This is a genomic window from Saccharothrix sp. NPDC042600 (assembly GCF_040647305.1).
GTDB lineage: Bacteria > Actinomycetota > Actinomycetes > Mycobacteriales > Pseudonocardiaceae > Actinosynnema > Actinosynnema mutabilis.
In genome coordinates, this window is the sequence record NZ_JBEZBW010000001.1 from 347,673 (window position 1) to 364,608 (window position 16,936).

Annotated in this window: 10 protein-coding genes; 4 read left to right on the forward strand and 6 right to left on the reverse strand. The window is 73.2% G+C overall.

The genetic code is table 11. The annotated features are described in order from the left end of the window. Positions 1 to 68 precede the first annotated feature (68 nt). Positions 69 to 2,912: an AAA family ATPase gene (locus tag AB0A74_RS01265; protein ID WP_358246883.1), complete on the forward strand. Its 2,844-nt coding sequence runs from the start codon at positions 69 to 71 to the stop codon at positions 2,910 to 2,912. Between the two features lie 17 nt (positions 2,913 to 2,929). Here AB0A74_RS01265 and AB0A74_RS01270 read toward each other — a convergent pair whose 3' ends face one another. Genes AB0A74_RS01270 through AB0A74_RS01280 form a run of 3 tightly spaced genes read right to left on the reverse strand, consistent with a single transcriptional unit; the run spans position 2,930 to position 4,513 of the window. Further along, a complete protein-coding gene (locus AB0A74_RS01270) occupies positions 2,930 to 3,598 on the reverse strand; it encodes a class E sortase (RefSeq protein WP_358246884.1) in 669 nt (222 codons plus the stop codon). 25 nt (positions 3,599 to 3,623) lie between these two features. Next, positions 3,624 to 3,791 carry a hypothetical protein gene (locus AB0A74_RS01275; RefSeq protein WP_358247015.1) on the reverse strand — a complete coding sequence of 56 codons (168 nt, stop codon included), beginning with the start codon at positions 3,789 to 3,791 and terminating at the stop codon, positions 3,624 to 3,626. Beyond that, the gene (locus AB0A74_RS01280; protein ID WP_358246885.1) at positions 3,788 to 4,513 is read right to left on the reverse strand and encodes a class E sortase; all 726 of its coding nucleotides are present in this window, start codon (positions 4,511 to 4,513) and stop codon (positions 3,788 to 3,790) included. The genes AB0A74_RS01275 and AB0A74_RS01280 overlap by 4 nt, the downstream gene beginning before the upstream one ends. 126 nt (positions 4,514 to 4,639) lie before the next feature. Between AB0A74_RS01280 and AB0A74_RS01285 the strand changes: the two genes are divergently transcribed. Continuing rightward, positions 4,640 to 5,344, forward strand: coding sequence for a hypothetical protein (locus AB0A74_RS01285; RefSeq protein ID WP_358246886.1), 705 nt, complete (start codon positions 4,640 to 4,642; stop codon positions 5,342 to 5,344). A gap of 74 nt (positions 5,345 to 5,418) precedes the next feature. On the opposite strand, the gene AB0A74_RS01290 is transcribed toward AB0A74_RS01285, so the two are convergent. The 3 genes from AB0A74_RS01290 to AB0A74_RS01300 all read right to left on the reverse strand — a co-directional run bounded on the left by AB0A74_RS01290 (position 5,419) and on the right by AB0A74_RS01300 (position 13,282). Further along, entirely contained in the window at positions 5,419 to 8,619 is a 3,201-nt protein-coding gene (locus AB0A74_RS01290) for a hypothetical protein (RefSeq protein ID WP_358246887.1), read from the reverse strand. Between the two features lie 139 nt (positions 8,620 to 8,758). Next, entirely contained in the window at positions 8,759 to 12,676 is a 3,918-nt protein-coding gene (locus AB0A74_RS01295; protein ID WP_358246888.1) for a S8 family serine peptidase, read from the reverse strand. Between the two features lie 123 nt (positions 12,677 to 12,799). Continuing rightward, a complete protein-coding gene (locus AB0A74_RS01300; protein WP_358246889.1) occupies positions 12,800 to 13,282 on the reverse strand; it encodes a sigma factor-like helix-turn-helix DNA-binding protein in 483 nt (160 codons plus the stop codon). Between the two features lie 553 nt (positions 13,283 to 13,835). On the opposite strand from AB0A74_RS01300, the gene AB0A74_RS01305 reads away from it, so the two are divergent. Together AB0A74_RS01305 and AB0A74_RS01310 are read left to right on the forward strand one after the other, a co-directional pair. Beyond that, on the forward strand, positions 13,836 to 14,801 hold the full coding sequence (locus AB0A74_RS01305) for a hypothetical protein (RefSeq protein WP_358246890.1): 966 nt from the start codon (positions 13,836 to 13,838) through the stop codon (positions 14,799 to 14,801). Between the two features lie 677 nt (positions 14,802 to 15,478). Next, positions 15,479 to 16,879, forward strand: coding sequence for a sigma-70 family RNA polymerase sigma factor (locus tag AB0A74_RS01310; RefSeq protein ID WP_358246891.1), 1,401 nt, complete (start codon positions 15,479 to 15,481; stop codon positions 16,877 to 16,879). The last annotated feature ends 57 nt before the right edge of the window (positions 16,880 to 16,936 follow it).

Genomic DNA, 16,936 nt, shown 5'->3' on the forward strand with positions numbered 1-16,936 from the left:
TCATTCCCGCGGGCGCCCCGGTGTCGGACTGGACACCACTTCGACCGGGTGCGGGAGGGGGACAGGCCGTGGAGGACGACGTCGCGCCGCTGGTCGGCCGCGCCGCCGAGTCGGCTCGGCTGGCCGAGGCCGTGCGGGACGTCTCGACCGGTGTCGGTCGCGCCGTGCTGGTCGAGGGTGCGCCCGGGATCGGCAAGTCGGCCCTGCTCCGGGCGGTCGAGCAGGACGCGCGCGCACGAGGTCTGCGGGTGTGGGTGTGGGCGGCCGAGGAACTGGAGCGCAACGTGCCCTTCGCCGCGATCTGCGGTTGTCTGGGCGTGGACCCCGCGTCGGCGAATCCCGAGTCGGCGCGGACCGCCGAGCGGATCAGGGACGCGGCCCAGCTCGAAGCCAGTCGGGCCGACGCCGAGATCTCGGCGGTGGAGGCGCTGCTCGCCGTCGTGGACGACCTGTGCGCCGCCGGGCCCGTGGTGCTGGTGGTGGACGACCTCCACTGGGCCGACGACGCCAGCCGGGTGGTCATCCACCAGTTGGGCAAGGCGCTGCACCAGTTGCCGCTGTTGATCGTCCTCGCCGCGAGGACCTCCGGCGAGCTGCGCCCCCTGCGCCGGAGCCTGGCGCGGCGCGGCGCGGCGCTGATCACGCCGGGACCCCTGGGGGCCGACGCGGTGGACGACCTCGCGGCCGGGTTGTTGGGCGGGCGGCCGGGCCCGGTGCTGCGGCGGGCGCTGGAGGGCACCGGCGGCAACCCGCTGTACGTGCTGGAACTGGTCCACGACCTCCGCGACCGCGGGGTCGTCCGCGTCGAGCAGGGCGTGGCGGAGGCGGTCGCCGACCAGGTGTCGGCGTCGTTGGGGGAGGTCGTGGCCCGCAGGTTGCGCCAGGTGCCCGGCGACACCCTCGACGTCCTGCGCGCCGTGGCGGTGTTGGGCTCCGGGCACACCATCCCCGAGATCGCCTCGGTCACCTCCCGGTCGGTCCCGGAGGTGACCGACGCCGTGCTCCGCGCCATCGCGATCGGCGTGCTGGCCGAACGGCAGGAGCGGCTGGTGTTCCAGCACGACGTCGTGCGCGAGGTCGTGTACGGCGCGCTGCCGCGGCTCGTGCGGGAGGCCATGCACCTGGACGCCGCGATGAAGCTGGCGGCGTCGGGCGCGCCGCCCGAGCGGACCGCCGAGCACCTCGCCCTGGGCTCGCCCAGCGGCTCGCCGGAGGTCGTGCGCTGGCTGGTGGCGCACGGACCGGGGCTGCTGGTCCGGGTCCCCGACACGGCCCTGGTCCTGCTCCAGCGCGCCGTCGCCCTCGGCAGCCCGGCCGACCCGCGCCGCGGGGCCGCGCGGGTCCTGCTGGTCGGCGCGATGCTGCGCTCGGGTCTGCTGGAGGAAGCCGAACTGGAGGCGCGGCAGGCGTTGGCGGACCACCCCGGCCGGGTCGAGGGGAGCAGTCTGCGGTGGCTCTTGGCGCAGGCGTTGTACGTGGCGGGTCGCGCGGACCTGGCCGCGGCGGAGGTGGAGCAGGCGCTGGTGTTCTCCGACCTCGACGCGCACGACGAGGTGCGGTTCCAGGCGTTCGGCTCGGTCGCCCGGTTCACCGTCGGCGACCTCGACCGAGCCGAGTCCATCGCGACCTGGGCGGCCGAGACGGCGGTGGAGCTCGACGAGGTGGGCGCGCTCGCCCACGCTTACCAGACGCTGTCCGTCGTCCGGTACCTGCGGTGCGAGCCGGACGCGGGCCGCGACCTGGCCCACCGCGCGATCCGCAGCGCGCTCGCCGCGCACGCGTCGTGGGACCGGGTGATCGTGCTGCACCAGATCCACGGTCACTGCCTGCTCGACCTCGACCTGAGCGCCGAGGCCGACGACGCGATGGCCGCCGCCCAGGCGTTGGCCGACCGGAAGTGGGGTTTCTACAGCCGGCACTGCGCGTTCTCCCGCGCGTTCGTCATGTTCGCCGACGGCCGCTGGGACGACGCGCTGGCCGAGGTCGAGGCGGGGTTGACCGTGGAGCAGCGCCAGCGCCCGGACTGGATGGCCCGGTTCCTGCACAGCCTGGCCGCGTTGATCCACGTGCACCGGCTGGACGTGCCGGCCGCCGAGGCGCACCTGGCCGAGGGTGAGCGCACGGGGGACGTCCGCGCGATAGCCCCGTTCTACGAGTGGATCTCCGACTGGGCGCGGGCGTCGCTGCACCAGGCGCACGGGCGGATCGACGAGGCGGTGCGGATCTTCGCCGGGTGGACGGGCCCGGGTGCGGATCCGGTGAACGCCGCGCAACGGCCGTCGCTGATCCGGCTGGCGCCCGAAACCGTGCGTTTGGCCCTGCGCGCCGGCAGGCAGGACGTGGTGCGTGACGTGCTCGCGGACCTGCGGGCGTGGCTGGGGGATTCGGCTCCGCCGTGGTTGCGCGCCGTGGCGGCGCACTGCCGGGGCTTGGCGCACCGGGACCAGGCCGCGATGGCCGAGGCCGCCGCGTACTACGACCGGTCGGTGTGGGCGTTGTTCCGCGCGGGGTTCCAGGCCGACGTGGCGCTGCTGGCGGCGGGGAGTGAGCCCCGGTCGGAGGTTCTCCGCCTGCTCAACCGGGCGTTGGCGTCGTACGCCGTGCTGGGCGCGTCCTGGGACGCCGCGGACCTGCACGCGGGTGCCCGCGATCTGGGCATCCGCAAGGGCGTCAACCGCACCGAACGCCGGGCCAGGTCCGGCTGGGCCAGCCTCACGCCGACCGAGCGCGAGGTCGCCGCGCTCGTGGCGGAGGGTCTGTCCAACCCCGCGATCGCGAGTCGGCTGTTCATCTCCCGCCGAACGGTGCAGACGCACGTTTCCCACGTGCTGGCCAAGCTCGACCTCCGGTCCCGGGTCGAGCTCGCCGTGGCCCACCGCGCCCGTCGCCCCGGTGGGTCCGCCACGTCGTGATCCGGCGCGGAGCCGGGTCACGTCAGTTCGTCCGGCTTCCCGCCGGTCTTGTCCGAGACGCGGTCCAGGCGGGCGTGCACGACGAGCCGTTCGTAGTTGTCCCACTTGGGGTTGCAGGTGGTCAGCGTCAGCATCGCCACCGTCGGCGCGGCGCCCGGCCGATCGGGTACCGGCGCCACGACCTCGGCCGCGGTGGGTGCGACGACCCGGACCCCGGTGACGCGGTGGACGTACCACCTGTCCGCGGTCTCCACCACGGCCACGTCGCCGGGTTCGAGCCGGTCGAGGTCCCAGAAGATCCCCGGGGTGCGGTGCCCGGCCACGGCCATGTTGCCGACCTCGCCCGGCATCGCGGAGTCCGGGTAGTGGCCGGGCGCGAACCGCAGGTCCGCTGTGGACACGCCGTCGACCACGACCAACCGCAGGCCGAGCGCGGGCAGGTGGAGTCGGCCGACGATCGGCGGCTGCCCCGCCCCCGCGGGGTACGGGTCGGCGTCGGTCGGCGGTGATCCCGGCGGGGTCCAGGCCTGTTCCAGGCGCTGTTCGAGGGAGTGTTGGCCGGCGTCGACCTCGCCGACCTTGCCCCAGGTCTCGTAGGCGACGAACAGGACCATGGCCAGGCCGACGTTCATCAGCACGTCGCCGACGACGCGCACGCCGACCCACAGCGGTGAGGTCGTGGCCACCGGCACCTCCCTGTCCTGGTCGCGGTCATCCGGTGGTCACGGTGCCGTCCGACCCGAAGAAGTGCCGGTCCAGGACGGGGAACAGGCCGTACCACAGCAGCGCCGCGAACCCCGCCGCCAGCAGGAGGGCGGTGAGCGCCCGAACGGGGACGGGGCCCGGGAGGTGGCGCCAGATCCATGCGTACACGGTCATCCCTCCAGCTCTCGCGGCGTTCCGGACGCCTTGGGCAGCGAGTGGTCCAGTTCGGCGTGCACGACCAGCCGTTCGTAGTTGTTCAGCTTGGGGTTGCAGGTGGTCAGGGTCATGCGCGCCTTGGTGGGGGCGGCGCGCGGCCGGCCCGGTTCCGCGGCGACGACCTCGACGGCCGTCGGCGCCACGACGTGGATCCGGTACACGCGGTACACGAACCACGTGTCCGAGGTTTCCACGACCGCGAAGTCACCCTCGCGCACCAGGTCGAGGTCCCAGAACAGGCCGGGGTTGCGGTGCCCGGCGACGGCGAAGTTGCCCAGTTCGCCGGGCATCGCCGACCCGGGGTAGTGGCCGGGCGCGTGTTCCAGCAGGTCCTGGGTGACACCCTCGACGAGCACCCACCGCAGACCGAGCCTGGGCAGGGACAGGCGTCCGAGCGCGGTGCGTCGCGGCGCCGGCGGTGTCGTGTCCTCGACGGGTGGCGGCTCGGCGCTCGTGGTGACGGCGGCGGGGTCCCGGGGGATCGCGGGCTCGGCCGGTGGCGGCGTCCACGCCCGGACCAGCTCCCGGTCCAGCGCGCCCTGGTGTTCCTTGATGACACCGGTCTTGCCCCACACCTCGTAGGCGACGAACAGCGCCAGGACGAGTCCGAGCGTCACCAGCACGTCGCCGGTCACGTTCGCCGCCGTTCGCCATCGTGATCGGTGCTCGACCAGGGCCACGTCCGCCTCCCGCCGTGGGTACGCGCGGAGAAGACAGCCGGGGTGCCGCCGTGATGACGCGGCGGTCGGCGTCATCCCCCGCCGATGCCGGGTGTCCGCTCAGGCGACCGAATCGGAGGTGGGACCATGCAAGGACGTTCCGGCCGCCGTGGCGTGATCGTCGCGGTGGCGGTGGTGCTCGCGGGCGTGGCTGTGACACCGCATTTGCTCGGCGCCCGGTCGCCGGTCGCGGGCCGCTCGGTCGCCGCCGACGGCTCGGCGGTCCGGCTGGTGAGGGCGCCGTTCGACCGGCACGAGTTCGGCGGCAGCACACCCGACGGACTCGCCGACCGCACGACCGCCACGGCCGCGCCCGCCTCGCAGGAGCCCCGGGAACCCGCGTCGACCGAACCCGAGCCGGTCAACCCGCCCGCGCCGGAGCAGGCGCCCGCCGAACCGCCCCCGGCGCCGGAGTACGAGGCGCCGCCCGAGCCTGCGCCGGTCGAGCCCGAGGTCGACGACTGGATGGCGGTGTTCAACGAGATGGCCGGGAGCCTGCCGGGCTACTACTTGGTGGAGGACAAGGGGATGTGGGGTGCGACGCAACTCAGCTCGGGCACGGTCTACATCGCCCGCAGGACGCCGCTGGTGCACTTGCGGTCGGTGATGCTGCACGAGGCCGCCCATGTGTTGCAGGGCAGGCGGTTCGGCGGCTACTACGAGGCGCAGGACGCGTTGGCGGCGTACGGCGGGATCGAGGTGACCGCCGACTGCAAGGCACTCGAATGGGGTGCCACGTGGGTGCATTACGGCTGCACGGCGGCCGGTAGGGAAGGGGCGTCACTGTTCTGACCGGTGGTGGCGCAGACCGGGGCCCCGGTGCGAGGCCGGGCCCCGGAGTGCGCCACCGGGTCGATCGAGCGACTTCAGCGTGGTGATGTGGTGGAGTCCACCGGCGCCGACGGGTTCGGATCGGCCGTGAAGCCGCAGCCACCGGCGACCGGCTTCATCGACCCGGTCGAGACGAGGTAGTGCTCGACGTCGAACATGCCGTCGTCGGACCAAGTGCCGTCCCACTGCTCGACCGGTGCCGTGGTGCCGCACTGGAGGTCGGGGAGGAACTCCCCTTCCACGTTCACCTGGACGAAGTGGGGGTTGGTCACGATCTTCTTCAGCGTGCCGTCCGCGCCGATCAGTCTGCCCGAGCGGATGAACTGCTTGGTCGGCACGAAGGTGAAGATGATCTCGTTGCGGTCCTGGGTGATCGGTCGTTCGGCCATCGCGGCCCGGTAGTCGACGCCGCCCGGGGCGTGGAACTCGTAAAGCCACTTGTCGCCGGGGTCGTCCGGTGTCCACACGGTTTCGACGCCGTCCGTGATCACCGACCGTGACGCGCCGAAGAACATGTGCCGGTTCTGTCCGGGCTGCTGTGGGCGTCCGGTGTGGGTGTAGTCGAGCAGGCTCCAGGTCGCGTCGCGGAACGGGTGGGTGCCCCACCAGTTGTTGTACCCGCCGAACCCGTGGTGGAAGACGACGTCGGGGCCGCGGTGGTCCCACCTCCACAGCGCTTCGTTGGTGTCGGTGAGGCGGTGCCCGGTCACCGCTCGGGTCAGGGTCTGGGCCCTGCCCCTGCCGTGCAGGACGCCGTGCTCGTCGGCGCCCTGGGCATCGAGGAAGTGGCGGGCGGCGGGCGAGAGCAGGGTTCGGGCGCTGAAGGGCTCGGTGGTCGAGTCGTTCAGCTGTAGCGGCGCGAAGTACCTGCCCTCGGCGATCAGCGTGGGCACCCGCGCGGTCAGGGGTGCCGCGTCGATCCGGGGCGGTTTGTGTTGGTCGAGGTACCGGTGGGTCCGGTCGACTTCCTTCCGGGCGCCTTCGGCGACATCGCCCGGGCACGGTGAGATGCCGGACTTGGTCACCATGTTGGAGCACTGGTGCTGGGCGTTCCAGGCGGCCGTGTAGATCCGGTCGTGGTTGGCGTTCATGTACTCCTGGTCGAACTTCTTGATCGACTCGTCGGTGTTCACCGTGTCGACGGTCTTCTTGATCATCGGTTCGATGCCCGCGATGAAGTTGGCGCGCAGCGTGGTGATGTTGCGGTTGAACGACTCCCGCAGTTTCGCCTTGGCGTCGGCGGCGGCCCTCCGCAGCGCCGCGTCGTCGGGCCGCGCGGCGGTGGTCGCGTCGATGACGGCGCGGGCCAGCAACGCGTCGTTGAGCCAGCCGCGTTGGACGCGCTGGAACAGGCTGTCGACCGACTTCACCAACGCCGGGACGACGACGTCGCGCAGGTGGGCCGGCATGTATTTGGACCACCCCTCGTCGCGGCGCTCCTTCTCGGCGGAGAAGCCGCCCTTGGCCGCGGCGACGATCTGGCCGATGATCGTCACGAACACCGAGGCGACCGCGAACAGCATGGACAGCTCGGGTTGACCCGCCACCATCGCCACGCCCGCGAGCAGGTTGATGGCGTTGGCGGCGATGTCCACCCCGGACCCGCCTTCCACCGCGTCCTGGACGATGCCCAGCAGCGGGCCGAGCACGGGCAGCGGCATGAGCACGGCGGTGGCCTTGTCCAGCGAGGACGAGTCCTCGGTGAACGCCTCGCCGATGCCCGCGACCATCGCGATGACCACCGCCGGGTCGGTGACGACTCCTCGTCCGACTTCCCTCAGCGACCGGACGGCGGAGTTGAGCCGCTCGGCCGTCCTGGGGCCGGTGAGCAGGACCTTGCCCGGCTTGTCCAGCACCGCCCGCAATGACGGCGCGAACTCGCGGTCGGACCGCAGCATGTCCTCGACCTGGAGGCGGGCGGAGGTGGCGCGTTCGGCCGTGTCGAGCCGCAGTTCCCGCAGGGCGGGGTCCTCCCAGGCCAGGCGCTGGTCCACCTCGCCGGCCTTGAGGGAGGCGTCGAGGTCCTGCTTGGCCTTCACCTCGGCGTCCGTCGGCTCGCGGGTTTCGCCGGTGTGCCCGCACGACAGGAAGTTGCCGATGCAGTCGGCGCCGTCCATCTTCTCGGTCATGCGCAGGCGGCGGGACTTGGCCGGTTCGTTGAAGTCCTCCGCGGTCAGGGTGGCGCGGTCGTCGGCGACCACCTCCCACTCCCCGTAGGGCTCGTGCGGGAGCCTGTCGTAGGTGCCGCGGACGACGTGGCCGATCTCCGCCGAGTACGCGACCTCGTTGGAGTTGAACGAGCCGCGCAGCAGGTGGGTCTGGGTGACCTGGACGTGCAGCGCGGCCTTCGCCTCGGCGGTGAGCCGCGGTGCGGCGTCGATGGCGTGGAGCGCGCGGACGGTTTCCCCGAGGGCGGCGACCTGTCCGGGGTCGGCGGCGATGTCGGTGCCGCCGGGCAGGAGACCGTTGGTCGCCGCGAGGTTGCGCGGCCCGCCGAGCGTGCGCAGTTCCTCGACCGGCGTGGTGAGGACGACCGGGGAGCCGTCGGGGTTGGTCACGACGACGTCGGCGGTCACGTGGCGATCGACCTGGAAGCCGCCGAGCGCGCGCGTGGCGTGGGTCAGCTCGTGCAGCAGGATCACGTCCGGGGCGGGCGCGTACGGTGCCCCGGCCTCGGTGTGGAACCGCGGGAGTGACCCGGTCGTGTCGAAGACGATCTTCGAGACGGTGCCCAGCCCGTTGGTGCCGCGCGTCGGGTTGAGCGGGGTCTGCGCGTAGGGGTTGGGGTTGCCCGGCTCCGGCGGGGTGATCACGACGTGGATGCCGACCGGCTTTCCCGTCGCGTCCACGAACTGGTGGGGTCCGGTGGTGCCGGCCAGGTCGGGCAGCGGCGCCATCCTCGCCGCGTCGAGCGCGTTGCGCCCGGTCGGCGTGGTCCTCATCTTGGTGATCAGGCGGGTGATCTCCGTCGAGAACCGGGCCGAGTCGAGGTCGGTGGGGCCGGGGAGCTGGACCGCGATGCCCGGCGAGACGACCAGCACGTCGGTCAGGGGGCCGTCGGCGGCGCGGATGTCGAGCCGCTGTCCCACCGGGACCGGTCGTTCGGGGATCGGTGCGGGGACGTCGTCCGGCTGTGCCGCGGCGGGTGTCGTCGGTGTCGTCAGCGGTGCGACGACCGCCAGCGCCACCACCGCCGCGGCCCGCGCGACGCGCCGTTGTCGTGGTGATCGGGTCACGGTGAGTTCCTTTCGGCAGGCACGCGGCGCGTCACTGACGACGGAACTCCACGTGCGCGCTCACCATGCAGAAGTGGCGGGGCCGTGGACATCGGTCACTTGGCGGGGAAGTCGCCTCCGACGTCGGCGTCACACCCGGTCAGTCGCGCGGGGGGCGGCGGTGCCGGGCCGCGACCAGGACGGCGATGCCCGCGAGCAGCAGCAGGCCGGCGGCCCCGAGGGCGAACGCCATCCTCCCGCCGGTGTCGGGCAGGTCACCGGCCGCCGGGTCGGTGACCGCGGTGCTGGTGGTGGTCGGCGTGCCCGGTCCGCCGGGCGTCGTGGTGGTCACGCTGTTGACCAGGTCGCCGTCGCCGGCGTGTGCGGCGCCGACGGTCACCGTGTAGGTGGTGGTGGCGGACTGGCCGATGTCCAGGTCGCCGGTCCACGTGAGGGTGGGGGAGAGGAAGTCGGCCGTGCCGGAGCTGGTCGTGACGGTGCCGAAGGCCGCGTCGTCCAGGACACCGGACATGTCGTCGGTGAACCGCGCGCCGACCAGGGCGGTGGCGCCGGTGTTGGTGGCGGTGACGGTGTAGGTGACCGTGTCGCCCGGTGCCGCGGACCTCCGGTCCACCGTCTTGGTGATCGCCATGCCGGGCTGGGGGACCGCGACCTGGACGGCGAGCGTGACCGGGGCGGGCGGTCCGCCCGGCGTGGTGGAGGTGGCCGTGGCGGCGAGGCTGCCGTCACCGCCGACGGGGTCGTGCACGGTCGCGGTGAAGGTGATGGTCGCGGTGCTCCCGGCGGCGAGGTCGCCCGTCCAGGACAGGGTCTGGCCGTTGACCGTGACGGTGCCCGAGGTGGCGTTCGTGGTGCCGAGCAGGGCGTCGTCGAGCAGTCCGGCGAGGTCCACGGCCACGTCCGCGCCGGTGATCGTGGTGGCACCGCTGTTGGTGACGGTGACGGTGAAGGTCACGGTGCTACCAGGGGCGGCCGGCGACGGTGCCGCGGTGACGTCCACGTCCAGGCCTTGGACGGGCGTGGACGTCGTGACCGGCGTGGTCGGCCCGCCGGGGCCGCCGGTGACGGAGTTGGCCAGGTCGTGGTCGCCGGTGGTGGGGTTGTTCACCAGCACGGTGTAGGTGATGGTCGCCGCTTGGCCGACGGCCAGGTCGCCCGTCCACGTCAAGCCGGGCGAGGCCACGCTCGTGGTGCCGGTGCTCGCGCTGGAGGTGCCGAACGCGGCGTCGTCCAGCACTCCGGCCAGGTTGTCGGTGATCGTGGCCCCGGTGATCGCGGTGGTGCTGGTGTTGGTCACGGTGATCGTGTAGGTCACGGTGTCGCCGGCCGCCGCCACCGTCCGGTCGACGGACTTGCCGATCGACAGGGTCGTCACCGGGGTGTCGGTGGTGGCCGGGCCGGTCGGTCCGCCGGCGGTGGTGGAGGTGACCGTGTTGCGCAGTGCACGGTCTCCGGTGACGGGGTTGTTGACGTCGACGGTGTAGGTGATGACGGCGTTGCCGCCGACGGGCAGGTCGCCGGTCCAGTCGAGTTCTTGGCCGGGTGCGTCGAAGGTTGTGGTGCCGGTGGTGGAGGTCGCCGTGCCGAACCGGGCGTCGTCGAGCACCCCGGCGAGGTCGTCGGACACCATCGCGGCGGTGATCGGCGCGGTGCCGGTGTTGGTCACGGTGATCGTGTAGGTGACGGTGTCGCCAGCGCCCGCCTGGGCGCGGTCCGCCGCCTTGGTGATCGTGAACGCCTGGACGGGCGTCCGAGTCGTCTTCCGGACCACCGGGCCGGCGGGCGACGGGGTGCTGACGCTGTTGTCGAGGAAGCGGTCGCCGGTGGTGGGGTTGTCGACGGTGACGGTGTAGGTGATGACGGCGTTGCCGCCGACGGGCAGGTCGCCGGTCCAGTCGAGCTTCTGGTTGGGGGCGTCGAAGGTGGCGGTGCCCGTGGTGGCGGTGACGGTGCCGAATCCGGCGTCGTCCAGCACACCGGCGAGGTTGTCGGAGAGTTGCGCGCCGGTCAGCGGTGTGGTGCCGGCGTTGGATGCGGTGATCCGGTAGGTGACGGTGTCGCCGGCTGCGGCGGTCGTGCGGTCCACGGTCTTGTCGATCGCCAGGTTGGTCAGCGGTGTGGTCGTGGTGCCGGGGTCGACGAACGCGCCGGGTGTCGCCGACGTGACGGTGTTGACCAGGTTGCCGTCGCCGGTGGTGGGGTTGTCGACGGTGACGGTGTAGGTGATGACGGCGTTGCCGCCGACGGGCAGGTCGCCGGTCCAGTCGAGCTTCTGGTTGGGGGCGTCGAAGGTGGCGGTGCCCGCGGTGGCGGTGACCGTGCCGAACTGGGCGTTGTCCAGGACACCGGCGAGGTTGTCGGAGAGCTGCGCGCCGGTGAGCGCGACCGCGCCCGTGTTGATCGCGGTGATCGTGTAGGTGACGGTGTCGCCCGGTGCCGCGGCGGCGCGGTCCACGGTCTTGCTCACCGACATGCTCGACACCAGGGTGCGGACGGTGTCGGTCTCGGGTTGGGCGTTGGTGGCGGTGGAGGTGACGGCGTTGTCCAGGACGTCGTCGCCGGTGCTCGGGTTGGGGACGGTCACGGAGTAGGTGACCGTCACCGAGGCGCCGGCGGTCAGGGGGCCGCTCCAGGACAGGATCGGCAGGGCGCCGGTGACGACGGCGCCGCTCGTCGCGGTGGCGTCGTTGTTGTAGGTGGCGTCGTCGAGCACGGCGGTCAGGTCGTCCTGGAAGGACGCCGGGTCGGCGGCGGTGTAGTCGGCGGTGCCGATGTTGGTCGCGGTCACCCGGTAGATCACCGTGCCGCCCGCCGGGACCACGGTCCGGTCGACGGTCTTGACGATTTGCAGCTCCGGCAGGGCGCCGACGAACAGCAGCCGGTTGGGGGAACCCGCGCCCGGGTTGACCACGACGTCCGGCGTCGCGTCGGCGAGGATCTTGGCGGTGACCTCGGCCGGCGTGGCGGTCGGGTTCGCTGAGAGGAACAGCGCGGCGGCGCCCGCGACGTGCGGGGCCGCCATGGAGGTGCCGCTGGAGAACCCGGTCGCCGTGTCGTCGGAGTGCGTGGTCGATCGGATGAACACGCCCGGGGCGAAGAGGTCGACGCAGGTGCCGAAGTCGGAGAAGCTCGCCTTGTCGTCGTCGGCCTCGGTGGCGGCGACGTTGATCACGGCGGGCATGCGGCCGGGCGAGTTGTTGCAGGCGTCCTGCGGGACGCCGGCGTCGTCGCCGTTGCCGGCGGCGGTGACGTAGGTGATGCCGCTGTCGATCGACCCCTGGATCGCGTTCTCCATGAACGGGTCTACGGCGCCGCCGAGGCTCATGTTCGCCACCGCGGGGTGGATGGCGTTGGTGGTGACCCAGTCGACGCCCTCGGCGATGTCCAGGGTCGAGCCGACCCCGTCGCAGCCCAGCACGCGCACCGAGTGCAGCAGGACCTCCTTGGCCACACCGAATTCGGTGGCACCGATGATGCCCGCGACGTGGGTGCCGTGGCCTCGGCAGTCGTCGGCGGTTCCGCCGGGGGTGATCGCGTCGAACCCCGCCCGCACCCGTCCGCCGAAGCTCTGGTGCGTGGCCCGGACCCCGGTGTCGAGCACGTAGGCGTGCACCGCGGGCGCCGTGGTCGGGTAGGTGTAGGAGTCGTCCAGCGGCAGCGCCCGCTGGTCGATGCGGTCCAGCCCCCAGTTCGGCGGGTTCAGTTGGGTGGCGGACAGCGTCACCCGCTGGTTCTGCGCGACCAGGCGGACCCGTCGGTCGGCCGCCAGCCGCTGGGCCTGTTGTCCGCCCATGTCCACGGCGAATCCCAGCAAGGCCGCGCGGAAGACCGCCTGGACGGTGCCGCCGTACTCGGCAGCCACCGCGGCGGCGGTCCGGTCGACGGTGTGGGGTGTCGCGGCGTCCTTGGTGAGCTGCACGAGGTAGCTGCCCTCGATCGCGTTCGGACTGTCGGCACCGTGCACGGTTCCCACGTCCGCCGACGCGGGGGTGACCAGCGCGGCCGACAGTACGATGAGGGTCCACAACACCAGCCGTGCGACGACCGACCTTGGCATGACGCTCTCCTTCCGCCGCGCTTGTCGCGCGCGGGCTGCTTCCGCCCTGCCGTCACACGGCACGTTCGAAGGGGCAGACACCGGAGGAGGTCCCGCGCTGACGCGGGTGGCGGATCGTTCCCGTCAGGGGTAGGTGCAGTGGCGCCGCCGGTAGCGGCGGGACGGCGCGCGTCCTCGCGTCCCGGTCCCCGCGACCTCCTGCAGCGCGTCCCACACGAACCGGCAGCGCGGGCACGTCGACAGGTGCGACCCGACCGCGAGACCGTCCGCTTCGGACAGTCGCCGCCGGCGCCACGCGTCGACCTTCGGCAGCACGTCGTCGCACTCCGGGCCGCCGCTGGGGTTCTCGACCTCGTCCAGGTAGGCGATGCGCAGGCCTTCCCGGGCGCGGTAGAGCAACGCGACGGCCGTGCTCGGCGGCAGACCGAACGTCTCGGCGAGCGACGCGACCGTGAGCCCTTCCACCTCGACCCGCCACAGCACGAGCCGCCACCCCGGGGGCAGGGCCGCGAACGCGCACGCCAGCGCGGGCAGTTCGAGCAGCTCCGCCAACCGCGACCGCCGGCTCTCCGCCCGCGGATCGGCCGCGCGCCACCGCCACCTCATCGCCGGCGCCAGAGCCTGGGGTACCGGAGCACCCGCCGCAGCGAGACCACGTTCACGAACGGCTCGCGGCCACCGAGCCCGTGGAAGACCGGTCGCCGGGACCGGGCGGTGGTGCCGTGCCGCGCCGAGGCACCACCCGGCAGGTCGGGATGCGGTGGCACGCAAGCGGTTCGTGTCCCGCGCAACGGCTCGGCCGGGAAATGGACCTCGATCATCGTCGCCCCTTCGCCCACGGACCCCGAACACCCGGCCACATGTGCGGTCACCCGGCTCTGCGCGGCGGAGGTGCTTGCCCAACAGACCGTTCCGGGGAGAGGAGATGACGCCGAGGGCGCGCGAACGGCGCCGGGGCCGCTCCGGCCTGCGAGGCGGCCGGAACGGCGGCACCAGTCTGACGCGGCCGGTCGGGGCGACGTATCCGCCAACTGCCGGAGCCGGGGCGGATCGCTTCCGCCGTCGCCGGCGGCCGCGATCGTCAGAGCGCGCGCTCCGGGGTTGTCTGTGAACCGGACGGGGTGGCCGTCCGGGTGATCGGCGACGCGGAGGAGAACCGGTGACCACCACTCATGACGTGCTGGTCGAGTTGACCGAGCAACCGGTGGTCGCCCGGTGCTGCCGGCGCGCCGAACTGGCGGCCGCGGTCCGGTTCGCGGGGGTGGTCGGTCGCACGGGCGACCTGCCCTCGATCCGGGTGGACCTGGACCGGATGTGGTTGGCGGAGCGGCTCGTCACCATGGCGGGGCGGGACCTGCCTGCCCGGCTGGAGCCCCAGCCGCCGGGCACGAGCCCCTCGGCGCGGCGGCGTTACGTCGTCGGCATCTCCTGCCCGGCTCGTCGGCCGGCGGACTTCTACCGCCTGCTGCGCTCCGGGGAGGGGCTGCTGCGCCAGGAGCGCGGCGAGGTGGCGCTGTGCGACGCCCGGTCGTGGTGGCGGGGCGCCTTCCTCGTCCGGGGCAGGTTGCGCTGGGTCGCGGCCGGGCAGGTGGTCGAGGTCCGCTGCCCCGGGCGGGGCGCGGCGGAGGAGCTGCGCGCCCTGGCTCGGCGGCTCGGGGCGGACGGCGGGGTCGAACTGTCCGGGGCTTCGCTGCGGTTCGGCGACCCGGCCGGGGCCCGGGCACTGCTCGCCGCGATCGGAGCGCCGGGGTGCGCCGCCGACCGGGTCCCGCGGGCCCGGTCCCCGGTGAGCGTGCTGCCCACCGCGTTCCACCGGGAGCGGTTCGCGGCGACGGCCGACGTCGAGGTGGCGTTGCGCGTGCTGGGCTCCGCCGCGCCCGAGGAACTCCGCCTGGTCGGTGCGCTGAGACTGCGTCACCCGGAGGAGCCCCTGTCGATCCTGGCGGGGCGGCTCGTGCCGCCGGTCAGCCCGAGCACCGTCGCGCGCAGGTTGCGGCAACTGGTGGCACTGGCCCAGGAGGCCGTGTGGTCCAGGACGAGCGCCCCGGGCGCCGGCGGGTCGGTGGAACGACGGCGGGACGGTGCGGCCGGGGCCGAAGCGCCGGAGGACCGGCCGGGCACGTGAGACAGGGCCGATCGCGGCGATCCGACCACCGGCCCGCCGGCCGCGCCGGGAGGACCTCGCGGTGGCCGGAGCCGGTCATCCGACCCCGGCCACCGCCTGGGAAGCCCGTGGGCCGCGAATCCTCGACCCACGGACGTCGCCCTCGACGGATCACGTGGTCCGCTGTCGATGGACAACCGACGAGCACCGACGATGACGTGCCGAAGACGCGGGGTTGTCGGCGTCATGATCGCGCGTGCCGGACGGTCCTCCGGGTGGTCGGTTGGCCGGGCCCGGAAGGAAGCGGCGCATGGGTGCGACGAAGGCGAGAGTGTCGGTGTCGGTGACCTGTGCGCGCGTGGATGTCCTGAGTGGACCGGATCGTCGGACCGTTCGTTCGACGCGCGCCCGCGATCACCCGGGTGGACGGGATCGCATGTCCCGGGTACCCCGGTCGGGTGAACCCGGCAGGGACCCGTGAGGGCTGGGTGGGTTCGGCGGCAGAGGCTTTGGTCCTGTCACGATTCAGCGGTCCACATCGGACCGTGACGGGCGGCGTACGGTTGACACTTCCCCCGTCCCCGAAAGTGCATGCGGCGCACGCGTTCCGGCGTTCGTCGCGGTACTCCAGCTGTTGGCAGGATCGGCGTCGTGGCTGCCAGTGCACGCCACCCGACCCCCGTCGAGAGGTGGCAGCCATGACGACAGCAGCCCTCTCGGGGCCCAGCGCGGCCGTCGGGCCGGCACAGTCCGACGAGGCGTTGGCCGACGCGGTCCGCGCCGGTGACACGGGAGCCTTCGCGGTCCTCTACGACCGGCACCTCGCCGCGTGCCTGAGGTTCGCGCGCTACCTGGGCGCCCAGCCCGAGATCGCCCAGGACGTCGTGGCCGAGTCGTTCACGCGGGTCTTCGTCCAGCTCGTGCGCGGTCGTGGCCCGACCGCCGCGTTCCGCTCGTACGTGTTCTCCGCGGTGCGGGCGAACCTGTGCAACGCCGTGCACCGGGACCACCGGCAGGACCTCGCCGAGGACCCGGCCGACCACGTCCACTCCGAGGACGTCGACGAACCGGTCGGCGAACTGCTGGAGTCGATGATGCTGGCGCGTGCCTTCGCCACGCTCCCGCGGCGCTGGCAGAACGTCCTGTGGCAGGTGGAGGTGGAAGGCCGGACCGCGGCGTCGCTCGCGCAGCCGCTGGGCATGACCGCGAACGCGGTCGCCGCGCTGACGTACCGCGCCCGGGAGGGACTGCGTGCCGCCTACCTCCAGGCGCACCTGCACGAGAACGGCGACCCCGCGTGCGCCGCGTACGTCCCGAAGCTGAGCCCGTGGTTGCGCCGCCGCCTGCCCGCGGCGGAGCACCGCGTGGTCGAGGCGCACGTGCGCGGCTGTCCGCGGTGCTCGACCGCCGTGGCCGAACTGGCCGACCTGGCGGCCACCCTGAACCGCGCCGCCCACGCGTCGGGTCGGCCGGGCAGGCGTGGTCGTCACGGCAGCCCCGTGGCCGGTGGTGCCGCCGTGCTGGTGCTCCTGGTGATCGTGACCGCGTTGGCGACGATGCGCCCGTCCCGCGGCCCCGACCTCCCCGACGGCCGCCTCGGGCCGGCGGGTTCGGGCGGGCGGGCGGTCACGGCGACGGTGGGGGACCCGTCGCCGGTCGACCGCCCGCCGGCCGGTTCGACCACCGCGCCGGAGGCCTCCACCCCGGATCCCGTCGAGCGGTCGGCGGAACCCCTCCTCCCGCCGACACCCGCGCCGCCGCGGACCTCGTTCGCCGCCACCACGCCCGAAGTCGAAGCGCCCACGCCACCCGTCGACGAGCCGGAACCGAGCGAGGCGCACATCGACCCGACCCGGCAACCGCTGCCACCGTCCCCTTCGGACACACCGACGAGCGGCACGGTCGAACCGCCCGAGCAGGAGCACGGCACGTGCCAGACTCCGGCGACCTCGCCGCACGGGCAACCGGTCGATGGCGGCGGGGAACCCGCGCCGCGGCCGGCCGACGGCGACTCCCCGGGTCCGGAGTCCGCGGCGCCCGAGTGCCCCCAACAGGCGGAAGAAGTCACCGGAACTCCCGATCCCACGCCGGTCGGCTGAGCCTTCCACCCGGCCGCGCGATCGCCGGAACGATTCCGAGCGGTGCCGTCATCGTCG